Source organism: Chryseobacterium sp. CFS15 (genome assembly GCF_031118795.1).
Taxonomy (GTDB): domain Bacteria; phylum Bacteroidota; class Bacteroidia; order Flavobacteriales; family Weeksellaceae; genus Chryseobacterium; species Chryseobacterium indoltheticum.
Genome location: NZ_JAVHYL010000020.1, coordinates 15524 through 33488 on the forward strand (window position 1 = coordinate 15524; position 17965 = coordinate 33488).

Annotated in this window: 17 protein-coding genes and 1 tRNA gene; 11 read left to right on the plus strand and 7 right to left on the minus strand. The window is 34.9% G+C overall.

Annotated elements, in window-relative coordinates; translation table 11 throughout:
* The first annotated feature begins 76 nt into the window (after window positions 1–76).
* From OH814_RS20235 to OH814_RS20260, 6 genes are all read left to right on the plus strand, one after another.
* On the plus strand, window positions 77–1405 hold the full coding sequence (locus OH814_RS20235; RefSeq protein WP_115621201.1) for a hydroxymethylglutaryl-CoA reductase, degradative: 1329 nt from the start codon (window positions 77–79) through the stop codon (window positions 1403–1405).
* A 166-nt stretch (window positions 1406–1571) separates the two neighbouring features.
* Window positions 1572–2642 (plus strand): hypothetical protein, encoded by a 1071-nt coding sequence (locus tag OH814_RS20240; protein ID WP_308829418.1) that lies wholly within the window; start codon window positions 1572–1574, stop codon window positions 2640–2642.
* 1 nt (window position 2643) lies between these two features.
* Entirely contained in the window at window positions 2644–3030 is a 387-nt protein-coding gene (locus OH814_RS20245; RefSeq protein WP_308829419.1) for a DUF423 domain-containing protein, read from the plus strand.
* A gap of 214 nt (window positions 3031–3244) precedes the next feature.
* Window positions 3245–4522, plus strand: a complete 1278-nt coding sequence (locus tag OH814_RS20250) for a chloride channel protein (RefSeq protein WP_308829420.1) — start codon at window positions 3245–3247, stop codon at window positions 4520–4522.
* Window positions 4523–5032: 510 nt separating this feature from the next.
* A complete protein-coding gene (gene sucC / locus OH814_RS20255) occupies window positions 5033–6223 on the plus strand; it encodes an ADP-forming succinate--CoA ligase subunit beta (RefSeq protein ID WP_123886883.1) in 1191 nt (396 codons plus the stop codon).
* A gap of 450 nt (window positions 6224–6673) precedes the next feature.
* The gene (locus OH814_RS20260; RefSeq protein ID WP_308829421.1) at window positions 6674–7870 is read left to right on the plus strand and encodes an oxygenase MpaB family protein; all 1197 of its coding nucleotides are present in this window, start codon (window positions 6674–6676) and stop codon (window positions 7868–7870) included.
* Window positions 7871–7907: 37 nt separating this feature from the next.
* Here the strand turns inward: OH814_RS20260 and OH814_RS20265 are convergent, their stop codons facing one another.
* On the minus strand, window positions 7908–8057 hold the full coding sequence (locus OH814_RS20265; protein WP_308829422.1) for a hypothetical protein: 150 nt from the start codon (window positions 8055–8057) through the stop codon (window positions 7908–7910).
* Window positions 8044–8628, minus strand: a complete 585-nt coding sequence (locus OH814_RS20270; protein ID WP_308829423.1) for a zeta toxin family protein — start codon at window positions 8626–8628, stop codon at window positions 8044–8046. Before OH814_RS20270 ends, OH814_RS20265 begins: the two co-directional genes overlap by 14 nt.
* Before the next feature lie 247 nt (window positions 8629–8875).
* Between OH814_RS20270 and recA the strand changes: the two genes are divergently transcribed.
* The gene (gene recA / locus OH814_RS20275; protein ID WP_047444724.1) at window positions 8876–9883 is read left to right on the plus strand and encodes a recombinase RecA; all 1008 of its coding nucleotides are present in this window, start codon (window positions 8876–8878) and stop codon (window positions 9881–9883) included.
* A 274-nt stretch (window positions 9884–10157) separates the two neighbouring features.
* The gene (gene htpG / locus OH814_RS20280) at window positions 10158–12050 is read left to right on the plus strand and encodes a molecular chaperone HtpG (protein ID WP_308829424.1); all 1893 of its coding nucleotides are present in this window, start codon (window positions 10158–10160) and stop codon (window positions 12048–12050) included.
* Between the two features lie 60 nt (window positions 12051–12110).
* Here the strand turns inward: htpG and OH814_RS20285 are convergent, their stop codons facing one another.
* Both OH814_RS20285 and OH814_RS20290 read right to left on the minus strand, forming a co-directional pair.
* Complete coding sequence (locus OH814_RS20285) at window positions 12111–12911, minus strand: alpha/beta fold hydrolase (protein ID WP_308829425.1); 801 nt, start codon at window positions 12909–12911, stop codon at window positions 12111–12113.
* 114 nt (window positions 12912–13025) lie between these two features.
* Complete coding sequence (locus OH814_RS20290; protein ID WP_308829426.1) at window positions 13026–13322, minus strand: MGMT family protein; 297 nt, start codon at window positions 13320–13322, stop codon at window positions 13026–13028.
* Window positions 13323–13541: 219 nt separating this feature from the next.
* On the opposite strand from OH814_RS20290, the gene OH814_RS20295 reads away from it, so the two are divergent.
* Both OH814_RS20295 and OH814_RS20300 read left to right on the plus strand, forming a co-directional pair.
* Complete coding sequence (locus OH814_RS20295; RefSeq protein ID WP_201133345.1) at window positions 13542–14333, plus strand: glucose 1-dehydrogenase; 792 nt, start codon at window positions 13542–13544, stop codon at window positions 14331–14333.
* A 259-nt stretch (window positions 14334–14592) separates the two neighbouring features.
* Window positions 14593–14739 (plus strand): hypothetical protein, encoded by a 147-nt coding sequence (locus OH814_RS20300; RefSeq protein ID WP_164462487.1) that lies wholly within the window; start codon window positions 14593–14595, stop codon window positions 14737–14739.
* A 259-nt stretch (window positions 14740–14998) separates the two neighbouring features.
* On the opposite strand, the gene OH814_RS20305 is transcribed toward OH814_RS20300, so the two are convergent.
* The 3 genes from OH814_RS20305 to OH814_RS20315 form a co-directional block, all read right to left on the minus strand.
* On the minus strand, window positions 14999–15970 hold the full coding sequence (locus OH814_RS20305) for a deoxyhypusine synthase family protein (protein ID WP_047444737.1): 972 nt from the start codon (window positions 15968–15970) through the stop codon (window positions 14999–15001).
* A gap of 235 nt (window positions 15971–16205) precedes the next feature.
* Window positions 16206–16598 (minus strand): alternative ribosome rescue aminoacyl-tRNA hydrolase ArfB, encoded by a 393-nt coding sequence (gene arfB, locus OH814_RS20310; RefSeq protein ID WP_123886891.1) that lies wholly within the window; start codon window positions 16596–16598, stop codon window positions 16206–16208.
* Window positions 16599–16694: 96 nt separating this feature from the next.
* Window positions 16695–17723: an AMP-binding protein gene (locus OH814_RS20315; RefSeq protein ID WP_308829427.1), complete on the minus strand. Its 1029-nt coding sequence runs from the start codon at window positions 17721–17723 to the stop codon at window positions 16695–16697.
* Between the two features lie 99 nt (window positions 17724–17822).
* On the opposite strand from OH814_RS20315, the gene OH814_RS20320 reads away from it, so the two are divergent.
* A tRNA-Gln gene (locus tag OH814_RS20320) sits at window positions 17823–17893 on the plus strand.
* Window positions 17894–17965 lie beyond the last annotated feature (72 nt).

The window sequence follows — 17965 nt, forward strand, 5'->3', positions numbered from 1 at the left end:
GTATATTTACGGACATTAAATTTATGAGTGAAGTCGTAAAAATTACGATTACACACGACATATAAAAATTATCCATATGAATCATAAACCGGTAGAAGGTTTTTCTAAATTAACCAAACAGGGAAAAATAGATTGGCTTGTTAACGAATATCTCGAAGGAAACCAGGATTATCAAAATATACTCAATCAATATTGGAACGAAAATGCAGATTTACAGAAACTTCATGACGAGTTTTCTGAAAACACAATTTCCAATTTTTATATGCCTTACGGTATCGCTCCCAATTTCTTGATCAACGGAAAATTATTGGCCTTGCCAATGGCGGTGGAAGAAAGTTCGGTAGTTGCAGCGGCTTCGAAAGCAGCAAAATTCTGGATAGATAAGGGCGGATTTAAAACAACCATCATCAACACCGAAAAATTGGGGCACACCCATTTTATTATTGATGTGGAATCTCATAAACTTCAGCATTTTTTTAATTTCAATTTAAAGAAAAAATTATTTGAAGCAACAGAGGCGATTACGGCAAACATGAGAAATCGTGGCGGCGGAATTTTAGACATTAAATTAGTCGACAAAACTTCCGAAATGCCCAATTATTATCAGCTAAAGGCAAGTTTTGATACCGTAGATTCTATGGGAGCCAACTTTATCAATTCATGTCTGGAGCAGTTCGGGAAAACTTTAAAACAGGAAATCGTCATTAGTGAAGATTTTACACAGGAAGAGAAAAATTCTTTACAAATCGTGATGAATATTCTTTCCAACTTCACTCCCGATTGTGTAGTGAGAGCGGAGGTTTCTTGTAAAATTGAAGATTTGAAAGACGACAGCGGAATCTCAAATGAAGAGTTTGCAAGAAAATTCAAACAGGCGGTTACGATTGCCGAAATAGAACCTTTCCGTGCGACGACGCATAACAAAGGCATTATGAATGGTGTTGATGCCGTTGTTATTGCAACAGGAAATGATTTCAGGGCAACAGAAGCTTGTGCGCATGCTTATGCTGCAAAAGACGGAAGATATTCTTCGTTGACGCATTGTACAATCGATAACGGAATTTTCAGATTCTGGATCGACCTTCCGATTTCTGTAGGAGTTGTCGGTGGTCTGACGAATCTTCATCCTTTGGTGAAATTCTCTTTAGCGCTTCTTGGAAAACCTTCCGCTCAGGAACTGATGAGTATTTTGGCGGTTTCAGGATTGGCTCAAAATTTTGGGGCTTTACGTTCTTTAGTAACCACAGGAATTCAGAAAGGCCACATGAAAATGCATCTTTTGAATATTTTAAACCAAATGGGTGCGACGGAAGAAGAGAAACAACATTTTGTGACGTATTTTAAAGATAAAACGGTGACGCATCACGAAGTGATTAATGAATTTAACAGATTGAGAGAAAAATAATGATACAAATTATTCTGGCTGTTTTTTTTATCGTGTTTGGAATATTTCTTAAACAAACAAAAAATCCCGGTTTTAGGGGTTCTAAAAGATTTTGGAAAATGTTTGTTATTTTGGGAGGCGCAATTGTTCTTAGCTGGTTGGTTTCATATTTTTTACATCCTTTATAGTGAAAAAGAAAATTCTATTCTTCCTCTTGATTTCCGGTTTAAGTTTTTCGCAACAGAAAAATTTAAAAATAACTGATTTGCAACCTAAATCTGAAGATTTTGCTTTTCCAAAAGTTTCTTATGCTGAAAAACCTTTCGTAGAAAATAAAATCAACACATTCTTGCAAGTCGATCAGCTTGAGTATGTTCCAGGTTCAGAAGGTAGCCCTTCTCAATTGGTGGCTACAGGAAAAACGTCGTATTCCAACTATGTTTATTTTTATGGTTGGGAAAAGCTTAAAACTCCAAAAAATATTTTGAGCATTGCCATCACTGGAGAGGCTTCAGGAGCTTATCCGGAAGGTTTTGATAGTTGGAAGAATTTCGATTTGAGAACTGGAAATTTAATTAATGCTAAAGATTTATTTCAGCCTAATTCAAAAAAAACAGTTGAAAGTTTAATTCAGAAAAGTGTCAGGAAAGAAGTTAATGATTTTCTTACAGAATTGAAATCAGATAAAAATCCTTCGGAAGAAGTTTTGGATCAGATTGCAATGTATGAAGATTGTTTTACCGATTTTACTTTAGATGGAATTGAATACTATTTTGCAGAAGATAAAGTAAGATTTGTTGCCGGAAGATGTTCTAATCATGCGATGAGAGCGTTGGATGACCTTGGTAGCCATGTTGTAGAATTTCCGTATAAAGATTTGGGAAAATATTGGAGTTCTTATGCAAAAAACTTATTGTCAGATTCTGAAAAAGTTGATAAAACAAGTATTAATAATAAACTATATAAAGGGAAAATCGACGGAAAATATCCAATCACCGTTTTAATCAATTCTATTAATGAAGATGATTCTTTTTCAGCTTCTTATTGGTATGATAAAAATAAAAAACTGATCAATTGGAGAGGAGAATTCGTTCACGATCATTTGTCGATTACAGAAGATGATTATTATAGTGAAGAGTTAAAACAATGGGTGCCCCGAGCCTTAATCGAAGCAGATTTAAAAGGAAATAAAATCATCGGAAACTGGCAGGATTACAAAACAAAGAAGTATTTAAAACTAGAATTAGAAGAATTATAAAATGAAAACAATTACTTTGGTCTTCGGTGCCGCTTACGGAATGTTATCCGTTATTTTGGGTGCATTTGGAGCGCATGCTTTAAAGAAAATTTTATCTGTGGAAAGACTCGAAAGTTTTGAAACAGGAGTAAGATATCAAATGTATGCCGCTTTCTTTTTGCTGATTGCAGGATATATTTTAAAATTTGACACCTCATCTCAAAAATGGATTTCTATTTTGATGATTGCAGGAACAATGCTTTTCTCTTTCAGTATTTACGGATTAAGTTTACAAGATTATTTGGGTGCAAACCTGAAGTTTTTAGGACCGATTACACCACTTGGAGGATTGTTTATGATTTTAGCTTGGTTGATGTTAATCTTTTACTTTATGAAGAATAGAATTTAAGAGTTTATTTTAAATTTAACCATTAAGATTTCGTAAAAAGTTAAGAATAATTAGGCTGAGCTTCGCTTTGAGCGGAATGCCTAACAAATCTATTTGATTTTATCTTAACCAACCTTAACTGCTTATATCTTCTTAATGGTTCAATAAACGCTTTTTATTAAAAAAACAAATACACTTTCAACAAATGATGATCGTAATTTTAAAATAAATTAAAATGAAAATCAACAGAAGACGTCGATTAATACGAACTTTTAATCTTTTGGATCAACCCATTAAGTTTAATCCTTTCGTATTCAGCCGTACTTTTTTTATGTGGGCAATTACAGGTTTGATCGGCGGAATAATTGCCGGTTTATACTGGATTGTGCTCGAACATTTCACAGAACTTCTGCATCATTTTCAAGGCTGGATGGTGATTCCAACAATGGCAATTTCGGGTCTTTTGGCAGGTTTGGTCATTCATTTTATTGGCGATCCCGGAGAAATACATTTGATTGTTAATAACATCCGGTTTAATAAAGGAAAATTAGAACCAAAAAACAATCCATCCATGATTTTGTCTTCGCTTTTTTGTGTGGCATCAGGTGGAAGTTTGGGTCCGGAAGCGCCTTTGGTTCAGGTTACCGGTTCTACAGGAACTTATTTAGGAAAATTGTTTAGACTGAAAGGTGAAGAATTACGTTCTCTGAGTATTGCCGGAATGGCATCTGGTTTTACCGCTCTTTTCGGTGCTCCGCTTGGTGGAAGCTTGTTTTCTCTGGAAATTCTTCATCACAAACACGCCGTTGAATATTATAAAGCAATCATTCCTGCCTTGGTTGCGAGTTGTTTCAGTTATCTGATGTTTGCTTTGATTATTCATCTGGGAATCGGAGCGACTTGGGATTTGAAAGCCTATCATTACACCGGAGTTTACGATTTTGCCTATGCAACGGCTTTCGGGATTGTAGGAACTTTATTTGGCTGGATTTTCATTTTTGTGGTTAAATTTTTCAAAAAAGTCTTCGAATACAGAAAATTTCCGATTTACATCAAAACTTTGGTAGGCGGAATTTTACTTGGAATTATCGCTTTCTATTTTCCATTGACAAGGTATTTCGGACACCATGAAGTGAATGAATTGATCAATGGAGATTATACCTTGAATTTTTTAATTGTCATTTTAATTTTTAAAATCTTAGCTATTGCGATTACTGTAACTTCCGGATGGAGAGGAGGCTTTATTATTCCGCTGTTTTTTGTGGGAACTACTTTAGGATTGATTATTCATCAACTATTTCCGACAGTTGACACCACTTTGGCAATTGTAAGCTGTATGGCGGCAATCAACGCGTGTGTGACAAGAACGCCGATGAGTACAACGATTATTTTGGGAACTTTGACAGGGTTTACGTATTTCGTTCCAATACTTTTTGCAAGCTTGACAGGTTATTTCCTGGCGCCTAAAATTCCGTTTATTGGTTCACAGTCTGAGAAATTAACTGAAGAATAAATTTCAGGAAAATAAATAATAAACAATCCGCTTCAAAAAAATCTTTGATATTTTCTTGATCATTTTTATATCTTAAATATACCATGAATAATAAAAACCTGTTTTTTTAAATATTTAGCAATAAAACAATTGATTTTTTAAAAATAAAAATGCATTTGAATTCAAACAATATGATGGAAACAAAATGCAACTGCATTTGATTACAAACATCCTGTTTTAAATAAATGTAATTTGCATTCTATTATAAACGACTAGCTTTAAACTAATGTATTTTGCATTTGATTACAAACAAGCTGTTTTAAATCTTCGGCGCTTGCACTTGGTTCAAAACAATAATTGTAGAATGCTGCTTTTTTTCGTGGTTTTCTATATTTTAAATCTTTTCTTAATTTAGGCATCAGGAAAAATCCAGAATACATTCTTAATTTTTAAGTCAATAAACTTGAATTTCCATGTCTTTTTAGTAAATTTGTCAACCTTTAAATATTAAAATAAAATAATAAAAATAATATGAATCTTCACGAGTATCAATCAAAAGAGATTTTATCAAAGTATGGAGTAGCTATCCAACGTGGTTTCGTTGCAAACAACGTAGAAGAAGCTGTAGCAGCTGCAGAAAAATTGACTGCTGAAACCGGAGCTCAGGCTTGGGTTGTAAAAGCACAGATTCACGCAGGTGGTCGTGGTAAAGGTGGTGGTGTAAAGTTTTCTCCAAACATGGATAAGCTTAAAGAAAATGCTCAAAACATCATCGGAATGCAGTTGGTAACTCCACAAACTTCTGCTGAAGGTAAAAAAGTACACTCTGTTTTGGTTGCAGAAGATGTTTATTACCCAGGAGAAACAGAAACTAAAGAATTTTATGTTTCTATTCTTTTAGACAGAGCTCAAGGTAAAAATACAATCGTATATTCTACTGAAGGTGGTATGGATATTGAGCACGTTGCAGAAGTAACTCCTCATTTGATTCACAACGAATTGATCGATCCAGCTATCGGTCTTCAAGGTTTCCAGGCTAGAAAAATTGCTTTCAACTTAGGTCTTGAAGGAAATGCTTTCAAAGAATTCACAAAATTCATCACTTCATTATACAACGCTTACACAGGAATTGATGCTTCTCTTTTCGAAATCAACCCGGTTTTGAAAACTTCTGATAACAAAATTATCGCTGTAGATGCTAAAGTAACTTTGGATGGTAACTCATTGTTCCGTCACAAAGATCTTGAAGCTCTTAGAGATACAAGAGAAGAAGATCCTATCGATGTAGAAGCTGGTGAAGCGGGTCTTAACTTCGTGAAATTAGACGGTAACGTTGCTTGTATGGTAAACGGAGCTGGTCTTGCAATGGCAACGATGGATATCATTAAATTATCTGGTGGTAACCCGGCTAACTTCTTAGACGTTGGTGGTACTGCAGATGCTGCAAGAGTACAGACTGCTTTTGGAATTATCTTAAGAGATCCAAACGTAAAAGCTATTTTGATCAACATCTTCGGAGGTATCGTAAGATGTGACAGAGTTGCGCAAGGTGTTGTAGATGCTTATAAAGCGATGGGAAGCCTTCCGGTTCCATTGATCGTGAGATTACAAGGAACTAATGCTGTAGAAGCTAAAAAATTAATTGATGAGTCTGGTCTTCCGGTACATTCTGCAATTACTTTAGAAGAAGCTGCAAACAAAGTAAAAGAAGTTTTAGCTTAAGCCTAAAATTTTTAGATATATTTAAACCGTTCCATTTTTGGAGCGGTTTTTCTTTTTAAGGTTAATATATTTTTTAAACCTAAAAGTTGCAAAAGAAACATCCAAAGTTCATAACTTAACGCAAAGGCAAACAAGAATATTAAAATTTGGTCGTTTTAAAGTTATACAAAGGCGTAAGCTTAGCAGAGAAATACAAAAGTTATAAAAAATGAAAAATTGCGGACAAGCATTAAAGATTTATATTGCCTCAGAAACCTGTTAGGTTTACATCAGATAATTTGAGTATATCAACTATCACCTGTCAACTATTCTTAGAATTTATAAACTTTTGAATTCTTCTTTTCTTAATACTTTTTTTAATTCTTTTAAGGTAAAAAATTTTATATATTAAATGAGAACTGACAAATCTCACAAACTGTTTTCGGCGTAAAACTTGTACCTTTATCAGTAATGGAAGACTATAGTTTACAGCCAAGATTTAAAGATTCTCGTCATTTCAAAGATTTTTGGACGAAAGGAAACGGAAAGAAATTGATCGATTTTTCTGGGGCAGAAGTGAATTTTAAAGACTTTGAAAAATTTGCGCCATTCTATTATCATGTAGATGAAGTAGGAGATAAGGTTGTAAAAGATGTTTATTTTACCAAAAAGTATAGTGAAGCATCACGAGAGATCGAACAATATATCAGAAATGGAATTTCACAGAATGATGAAGCTCCCGAAAGTGTAAAAAAGCTTTTTACCCAGACTCAAAAACTTCCCGAATGGCTTGATTATGACTTAATAAAATCCGGAGCGGAACTTTGTATGCGAAGTAACCTGGATTCTTTGATTTCGCTCAGAGATTACTGCCTAATTGGCGGTTACGACTATGCTTATCTCAACAAACCGTTGGTGGCCACCGAGGCTCTAAAAAAAGGAGCCGTAAAAAGACTTTCGGAAACACTGGATTTTTGGGTGAATGTTACAAGATATGATGCGTTGGAAGTTCACAAAAAAGGATATGAATTTGCCATTAAGACACGGCTTATCCATTCCTACGCAAGGCTTTCGATTAAAAAACATTACAAAAATTGGGATACTGAAAATTGGGGACAGCCCATCAATTCCTGGGATATGATGGCAACTTACATTGGTTTTAGTCTCGTTTTCCTGCACAGTCTTCATAAATTTGGCAATACCATTTCTGAAGAGGAAGAGAAAGGGCTTTTTCACCTCTGGAAATATGTAGGATATTTATTGGGAATTCCCGAAAACCTTCTTCCGGACGACAAAAAACAGGCTACAGAGTATTTTTATTTATGGACTTCCATTCAGCCGTCTTCCGATAAAGATTCAGTTTTGCTGGCGCACTCTTTACTGAACGAGTCTTTAGAAAATCCTATTTTGAAATACAGTTTTCAAAGAAAAAATCTTCGGTATTTACACATTTGCTGTACGTGGTTTTTACTGGGCGATGAAGTTTGTAAAAGACTGCAGATTCCCGATGTTCCCTTTAAAAAAGGTTTTCCTGTTACAAAAAAGATTATCAATAAAATATATGATGCTACGGTAAGCCGTGAAGCGAGAATTAAAAAAGGCAACAAAGATCAAATGAAAGTTTTGGAAGATTATCTAAGGATTACACAGAACTCAAATTTCCATTAAATTTCTATGAGTATCATTAAGTAAGTGCTCTGTTTTATTATGGCTTAATTTTCACAATTTTATTGTCACGTAAAATGACCAGTTCGCTGTTCTTTGCTTTCTTAAACTCCAAAAGTTTCTCATAAGTTTTTTCGAGACCTTTCAAGATTTTATTCTTTTCTTCTATTTGAATTTCAGTAGTTGTCATAGTATTTTTTTAAAAGATTAAACTTTTCCTGATTGCTAATGTTTAATAAACCATCAATCTGTTTATCTGCTATAAGTTCATGCATTCCCTCAGAGTTATCAAAAATTAAAGCTCCATCTACAATTGGAAGGTAAATATCAAATAAATTTTCAATTCCTCTTTGATATCTTCTTTCAATAATTGCTGTTTCAATATTGTGTCCACCTTCTAAAACTCTGGTTTTCACGCGCTCTTTAGCTAACTCGGTGCTTTGAAGCCAAAAAAACAACAGTGTAACACGATATCCCTTTGCTTTTGCTTCAATGATTTTATTTTTATAACTTCTCGTAGATAATGTTGTTTCAAAAGCAAAATTTTCATTTTCAGAAATCAGCTCGTTTATTCTTTTCAACATAATTCTACCCGCTTCAAAAGCAACTTTCTCCGGTTGAAATGGAGATAAGCCTTTGGCAATTTCATCTGCATTTACAAATTCTTTGCAATTTAAAATCTCAGGCAAGATCGTGAACGATGCTGTTGTTTTACCCGCTCCATTGCAACCTGAAATGATATAAAGTTTTTTTTCATGCATGTACACAAATCTACAAAATATTTTTCCTACTAATCAATACCGACAATCGGGAAAATACGTAATTACATATCATTTTCAATATTAGGATTAACTAAATATGCAGTATTTTTATTTTTATCTTTTTTTATCACGTTTTTAGCGTTAAGAATTTATCATTTTTTAACGCTAAAATCAAATTTCAAAGGCAAAAAATATTAGCTTTTAAAATTTAAATTATGTAATTTTGATAAAATTATTTTAATACGATATGAGCAACATAGATGATAAGAAAAAAGCACTTGCATTGGTGCTTGATAAGCTAGATAAAACATACGGAAAGGGAACTGTAATGACTTTGGGAGATAGTGCAATTGATACGACTATCGAAGTAATCCCATCTGGATCATTAGGATTAGACATCGCTTTGGGCGTTGGCGGATATCCAAGAGGTAGAATCATTGAGATCTACGGACCTGAATCTTCAGGTAAAACAACTTTGACTTTACATGCAATTGCAGAAGCTCAAAAAGCAGGCGGAATTGCAGCTTTTATTGATGCTGAGCACGCTTTCGACAGAGGGTATGCAGGTAAATTAGGAATCGACTTAGAAAATCTAATTATTTCTCAGCCCGACAACGGTGAACAAGCTTTGGAAATTGCTGATAACTTGATTCGTTCAGGTGCAATCGACATTGTAGTGATTGACTCTGTAGCAGCGTTGACTCCAAAAGCCGAAATTGAAGGTGAAATGGGAGATTCTAAAATGGGTCTTCACGCAAGATTGATGTCTCAAGCTTTGAGAAAATTGACAGCAACCATTTCAAGAACAAAATGTACCGTGATTTTCATCAACCAGTTGAGAGAAAAAATTGGGGTAATGTTCGGTAACCCCGAAACTACGACAGGTGGTAATGCATTGAAATTCTATGCTTCGGTAAGAGTAGACATCAGAAAAGCAAGTGCACCAATCAAGAATGGTGACGAAGCAGTTGGTAGCCGTGTGAAAGTGAAGATTGTAAAAAACAAAGTGGCTCCACCTTTCAAAATGGCAGAATTTGACATTATGTATGGGGAAGGAGTTTCTAAAACTGGTGAGATCTTAGATACAGCCGTTGATATGGGAATTGTGAAGAAAAGCGGTTCTTGGTTCAGCTACGGTGAAACTAAGCTTGGTCAGGGTCGTGACGGTGTAAGAGATTTGTTGAAAGACAATCCTGAGTTGGCTGAAGAGCTTGAAAACAAAGTGAAAGAAGAGATCATCAATAACAAAAAATAATTTGTTTCGATTGAAATAGTAAAGACAGCTGAAAGGCTGTCTTTTTTTATTGATCTACACTGATCATAGAATATGCGCAGCTTTGAGATCAATACTGCGCAGTGATCAGGTAATGACTGCGCATCGAAGAGGTCGTCGCTGCGCAGCCAATAGAAGCTTACTTCTTATTGTAGACATTCAAACATTCCGGAACTGTAAAAATGCCAATCTGTCACTTTCTTTTCAATGGTATTTTATTTGAGAATACATAATCATAATTTAAAAATCAATAACAATGACAAAAGGAAATATCAATGTTTCGGTGGAAAATATTTTTCCGTTGATTAAAAAGTTTTTATACAGTGATCACGAAATATTTTTAAGAGAATTAATTTCAAATGCCACAGACGCTACTTTAAAATTAAAACACTTAACCAACATCGGTGAAGCAAAAGTAGACTATGGAAATCCGAAAATTGAGGTAAAAATCGATAAGGAAAACAAAAAACTTTACATCATCGACCAAGGTTTGGGAATGACGGCTGAAGAGGTTGAAAAATACATCAATCAGGTTGCATTTTCCGGAGCTGAAGAATTCTTAGAGAAATATAAAGATTCGGCTAAAGATTCAGGAATTATCGGGCACTTTGGTTTAGGTTTTTACTCTGCTTTTATGGTAGCAGAAAAAGTAGAAATTATTTCTAAATCATTTAAAGATGAGCCAGCTGTTCATTGGATTTGCGACGGAAGTCCTGAATTTACTTTAGAAGAAACAACGGCTAAAACTGACAGAGGAACTGAAATTATCCTTCATATCGCAGAAGATTCTACAGAATTTTTGGAAGAAGGAAAAATTCGTGAATTGTTGACGAAGTACAACAAGTTCATGCCTGTTCCAATTAAATTCGGAACAAGAACTGAAACTCTTCCTTTGCCTGAAGATGCGGCAGAAGATGCGGTTGCAGAAACTGTTGAGGTTGATAATATTGTTAATAATCCAACTCCGGCTTGGACGAAATCTCCGAGCGAATTAAAAGATGAAGATTACAAAGCGTTCTACCACGAATTGTATCCGATGCAGTTTGAGGAGCCGTTATTTAATATTCATTTGAATGTTGATTATCCGTTCAACCTGACAGGAGTTTTATATTTCCCGAAACTGGCGAATAATTTAAATATCGAAAAAGATAAAATTCAATTATACCAAAATCAGGTTTTCGTAACCGATGAGGTGAAAGGAATTGTTCCTGACTTTTTGATGTTGTTGAGAGGGGTGATCGATTCTCCGGATATTCCGTTGAACGTTTCGCGTTCTTATTTACAAGCTGATGGTGCGGTGAAGAAAATTTCTTCTTACATCACGAAAAAAGTGGCTGATAAAATGGTTTCGTTGATCAATGAAAACCGTGAAGATTACGACAAAAAATGGAACGACATCAAAATCGTTATCGAATACGGAATGATTTCTGAAGACAAATTCTTCGAAAAATCTGACAAATTTGCACTTTATCCAACAACCGACGGGAAATATTTCCTTTGGAATGAATTAGAAGAAAAAATCAAACCTTCTCAAACTGATAAAGATGGTAATTTGGTGATTCTCTACGCTACGAATGCTGATGAACAGCACTCTTACATTCAGTCTGCGAAAGATAAAGGATATGAAGTTATATTGTTGGATTCGCCAATCGTTCCGCATTTAATCCAAAAATTGGAAACTTCAAAAGAGAAGATTTCGTTTGCAAGAGTAGATGCTGATCACATCAATAACTTGATTAAAAAAGACGAACCTGCAATTTCTAAATTAAATGAAACTGAAAAAGAATCATTAAAGAAAAATGTTGAAGAATCTATTAATGATAAAAAATTCACGGTTCAGCTGGAGGATTTAGATAGTAATGATGCTCCGTTTACCATTACCCAGCCCGAATTTATGCGTAGAATGAAAGATATGCAGGCAACCGGAGGTGGCGGAATGTTCGGAATGGGAGGTTTCCCTGAAATGTATAATCTGATAGTGAATTCTAATAGTGAATTTGCCAATCAGATTTTGAAAACTGAAGATGCAGAAAGCAAAGAAGGCTTAATTAAACATGCTTTAGACTTGGCTAAACTTTCTCAAAACCTGTTGAAAGGAAAAGAGTTGACAGACTTTATTCAGAGAAGTTATAAGCAACTGGAGAAGTAATTTAAACTAATTTATATTGTAAAACGGGCACACCAAAGTTGTGCCCGTTTTTTTTCAGCCTTATTTAATCAAACCTTCAATTGCTTTCACAACCTCCGCTGGTTTTTCAGTTATAGCGCTTAAATGATCAGCAGTAAACTCTAAAAACTGTTTTGGTTCAGAAGCATTTTTGTAGATTTCTTCACCTTGAGAAAAAGGAACGGTCTTATCATTTTTGCTGTAAATAAATAGTTTTGGAAGTCCTTCTGTGTATTTTATATCTTCTTTCGCAGCATAGACAGAAGATAACATTTTTGCAAGAGCATCTTTAAATTGTGGCGCAAAAACTGTGGCAATATCTGCAAATGAAGACATTCCTCCGTCAATTACCAATCCTGATATTTTATCTTTATTGACTCTGGCTAGATGTGCTGAAATTTGTGATCCTAAAGAAGCGCCATAGATAATGATTTTCGTGTTTTTCACATCTTTTCTCCTTGTGATATAGTCAAAAAACTTTTGTCCGTCTTGGGCAATATTCACATGGGTTGGCGTGCCTGTAGATTTTCCGTATCCTCTGAAATCAACCATAATTACTTGAAATCCGCTTTCTACCAAAGGTTTTGTCATAAAAGTATAGGTAGAAACATTTCCTGCTGCACCGTGGAAAAATAAAATAGTAGCTTTTGGTTTTGAAGAATTCGGTTTTAAAACGATAGCAGTAATCGTATCTTTATCAACCGGGTAACTGATTTCCTCATATTTTAAGTTTTCAATTGGTTTCAATTCTTTGCTAGGCTGATAAAATTTGTCATCAATCTGAGCCTGAAAAAATTGAATAAGGATAATGCAAAAAAGTGTAATAAGAGTTTTAGCTTTCATAATATTGTTTTAATTATGAAGCAAATATAGTATGTATAAAGGTTTTTTTGAAAATTTAAATCACCGAACTGTTACTTTTTTGTACTGAACCGTAAAAATACATTCTGAATTAAATTATAATTCATCTAAAGGATTCCAAAATAGTTTTTTGAAGTTTTTTATTCTGAAGTTTTCCACCTCAATTCCTTCTGCTTCCAATTTCACCTGAAATTCCGGAACGGATAAAGTTCCCGAACTTGAAATCACTCGGTGAGCAGGAACATCTTTCGGGCAGCTACCCATTGCTTTCCCAACATGCCGGGAGTGATTAGGAAAACCGACCGCTTTGGCTATTGCGCCATAGCTCGTCACTCTTCCTTTTGGAACTAATTTGGTAATTTCCCACACTTGCTGCTTGAAAACTTCGTTCATATTTAGATTTAACAGACATTCAAATGTAAGAAATTATAGTTTTGTACTGATAAGGATATGAATTAAATTGTTATTTGAGAGGTGAACGTTTTTTTTAACTATGATATTATTTCATCATAAAATATTGCTAATCAAAGTTTAACAAAATATTATCATAGATCAATAAACGCAAAGGTATTATTGTTGTAAATTGAAGCAATGAATTAAATATCAAATATCATGACAAATTTAAAAGGAAAAGTAATAATTGTAACAGGCGCAGGAATGGGCTTAGGCTTAGCTGCGGCAGATGTTTTAGCTTCAAAAGGCGCAGATGTTTCTTTGGTAGATTATAATGATGAAGCTCTGCATAAAGCAAAAACAGAATTAGAAAAAAAGTACCCTGAAAGTAAATTTCTAACGGTTACAGCAGATGTTTCTGTAGAAGAGAATGTGAAAAATTACGTTGATGCAACTGTAAAAGAATTCGGGAAAATCGATGGACTTTACAACAACGCAGGAATTGAAGGTAAACAGGCTCCATTGGTGGAATATGATATTGAAGTTTTCAAAAAAGTAATTGATATCAATCTTTTAGGAGTGTATTACGGAATGAAATATGTAATTCCTGAATTACAGAAAAATGGTGGCGGAAGAATCGTAAACGTAGCGTCTGTTGGCGGAATCAGAGGTGTTCTGAATCAGACCGCTTATGTTGCCACAAAACATGCTGTTGCGGGAATGACTAAAAATGCAGCCTTAGAATATGGAAAAGATAATATTTTAACCAACGCTATTGCACCAGGTGCGATTTTAACGCCAATGGTTGCTGAAGCTTTTAATCAGGTCAATCCTGCAGATCCTAAAGCTGCTGAAAAAGAGTATGCATCAAGAAACCCGACCAGAAGATTGGGTGATCCTAAAGATGTAGGAAGCCTGGTTGCTTATCTTTTGAGTGATGAAAATGGTTATGTTTCAGGACAGGTAATCGCTATCGATGGCGGAGAATCTAATATGTACGGAAACTCGTAATGTAGGTAATCAGCAATAGTAATAAATAATAAATGTCTGCAGAAATGTGGACATTTTTATTTTAAATATCTAAGTTAAAGTGCTGAGTTAATTTCATCAAAATTATTTCCCCGACCCTAAAGGGAGTAATTTTGATGAAATTTTCAGCGCATTTATCCCTTTAGGGCCGGGGGAAAAAGATGCCTTGAAAATTTCATTTATAAATTCTCTAATAACTGTTGCATAATTTTTGAATGATCATTGTATCTAATCTAAACTTATGAAAAAGTCCATTTTCAGATTTTTAAATAAAATCAATAAAGCTGTTTTACCTAAGCTGAGCGATAAAGATCCAACGAAACTTACCAAGTTGCAGAAAGGGATTTTGGCATATCGCTATTTCGTGTTGACCAATTCTTTAGATTGACAAATCTGCGTGATGGATATGAAAGGCGCGAGCGCAGTGAGCAGTGCAAAGCACCGAAACGGAGTGAAGCCTGTAGAAGCCCGACCCGAGCTTAGGATTTGCGTTGGCGAGGGACACGCTATTATTCAAAACATAAATTTCACAAAGAGTTTTCTTTTATTGACAAAAGATTTCGTGCATTCGTGGCAAAAAAAAACGTCCCAAAAATTTGGAACGTTTTATATAACTTCAGGCTTCAGACTTTCGTCTCCCCTCTTTATTAATTTTCCAAAATGTAAGAGAACATCAATGGCGCACAGATCGTAGCATCACTTTCAACGATAAATTTCGGTGTGGTGATATCCAGTTTCCCCCAAGTGATCTTCTCGTTTGGAACAGCTCCTGAATAAGAACCGTAAGAAGTAGTAGAATCTGAAATCTGACAGAAATATGACCAAAACGGAATATCATGCATCTCCATATCCTGATACAGCATTGGCACTACACAAATCGGGAAATCTCCTGCGATACCTCCACCAATCTGGAAGAAACCAACCCCTTTTCCTGCTGAGTTTTTAGTGTACCAATCTGCCAGATACGTCATATATTCGATACCCGATTTCATTGTTGTAGCCGTCAATTCACCTTTAATGCAGTAAGAAGCAAAAATGTTACCCATGGTAGAATCTTCCCATCCCGGAACTACAATCGGAAGGTTTTTCTCAGCCGCTGCAATCATCCAAGAATTTTCTCTTGGGATCTCGTAATACTGCTCCAAAACTCCTGAAAGAATCATTTTGTACATAAATTCATGCGGAAAATATCTTTCACCTTTCGCTTCAGCATCTTTCCAGATCTCAACAATATGTTTCTGCAATCTTCTGAAAGCTTCTTCTTCAGGAATACAAGTATCTGTCACTCTGTTTAAGCCTCTTTCCAACAAATCCCACTCATCCTGAGCCGTCAAATCTCTGTAATGAGGAACTCTTTCGTAATGAGAATGCGCTACAAGATTCATCAAATCTTCTTCAAGGTTTGCCCCTGTACAAGAAATAAAATCAACTTTATCCTGACGGATCATTTCAGCCAAAATTTTTCCTAATTCAGCGGTAGACATTGCTCCGGCCAAAGTAATCATCATTTTCCCGCCTTCTTTCAGGTGGGCAACATATCCTTTTGATGCGTCTACCAAAGCTGCTGCATTGAAGTGCAGATAATATTTTTCTATGAACTCAGTAATCGGTTTGCTCATTATTTTTAAATTTTCACAAAGATAATGAAAGATGTTGGAAGCGGGAAGTTGGAAGTGAAAAGTTCACAGAGTTTTTAAAATATTATTTGGGCGTATCCCTCGCCAAAGCTTTTCCCACGGCTCGGGTCGGGCTATTCGTTACAATCTTTTTGTTGCCTCTTCCTTTCCCAGCCCAAACAAAAAGGATTTCCTCTGCTATCCCTTACGCAAAGAGGATTTTTTTATCAAAATTCGTCTAAAATTTAAAACGTCGGTTTTCCTTTTTGCTGGAATGTTGTTTTTTCTGTTCAATCCTTCTCTCCACCGAAGATCTTGTAGGTTTTGTTTTTGCTCTGAATTTTGGAACAATTAAAGCCTTATCCACCAATTCTAAGATTTTCTCTGTGGCAATTTTCTTATTTTGAAGTTGCGTTCGGCTTTCGGAAACCGTTAAAAATAAGAATCCTTCCAGATTTATTCTGTTTTTCAGTTTCTCGGAGATCAAGTCTTTCTGCCTATCATTGAAAAATTCAGAATCTGAAACTTTCCAGGTAACCGTAACAGCAGTTTCTACTTTATTCACGTTTTGTCCGCCTGCACCGCTGCTTCGTGAAGTTTTGTAAGTCAGTTCTTTGGAAAAATCTTTCATAATAATATTTTTTACGACTCAAATTGCCCTTTTTGGAGGTGTGGATTTCGAACAAAGTTCGAAAGACGGGTGGTTAAAACGGATACAATATAATTACTAAATATCAAAAATACTTTTTAATTCCAGACGATTTACTTTTCCGTTCGGTGTTCTGGGGATTTCTTTCACAAAAATAATATCTTTCGGCTTATGAAAAGATTTTTCAAATTTGAGATTTGAGATTTGAGATTTGAGATTTTCGCTTGCAAATCCTTCAATAACTAAAATCAATTTCTGTCCCAAACTCTCATCTTTTACTCCTAAAAATACGACTTCATTTGCAATTTCTTTCTTTACTAAAGCTTCAAGCTGTTCGGGGAATATTTTTGCACCTCCGGAATTAATCACATTATCAATTCTTCCTAAAAATTTAAACTGATTTGTGTTTTTTATTTCTACCAAATCATTAGTCTGCAATATTTCCGAATTAAGTTGTGGCGCATAGATTTTCAGACAATTTCTTTCGTCCGTCGAAATTTTAATATCATCAAAAACATTGAAATATTGGTCCTGAATAGGATGGGTTTTCTTTAAAGCAATATGAGAAAGGGTTTCAGACATTCCATACGTCTCGTAGATTTTTGTTGGAGGGTTTGAGAGTAGGAGAGTTTCAGAAATTTTCTTTTTTAAAGATTCTGAAACAGCAGCTCCGCCAATAATCAGATTTTTTATGAAATGAATTTTATGTAGCGAATTTCCAACCTGCAAAGGAGTCATTGCACAGAAGTCTATATTTTCATTTAAATTTTCTAATGGTTTTAAAGAAGGGTCCGAAATAATAAGTTTCAGCTTTCGGGTCATTGCTCGCACAACCATCATTTTCCCTGAAATATATTCTATAGGCAAACAAACCAAAGCAGTGTCTCCCTTTTTTAAATCTAGAAAGTCGCATGTCATTTTTGCCGAATTAAGCATTTTTTCTTTTTCAATCTCAATAATCTTTGGGGTACCTGTAGAACCTGAAGTCTGTACTTTTACAGTTTTAGATTCGGAGAACCATTCTTTTAGGAAAATAATCGCTTTTTTCTCGAAATCGGTTTCGGGATGTAAATTATTAATTTCGAGATTATTGAAGTCGAGCAGCATATTCAGAGCGTTATATTGTATCTGTAAATTTAAAGAAAAATTAAAAAATGATTTGCAAATAAGGAAAAAAGCTTTAAATTTGCATCACCAAAATAAAACAGACCCATGGTGTAACGGTAGCACTCTGGTTTTTGGTACCATCAGTTGGGGTTCGAATCCCTGTGGGTCTACTTTGACAGGAGAAATGATAATCATTTCTCCTGTTTTTTTATATATCTATCTAATTATTAATCCTCCATATC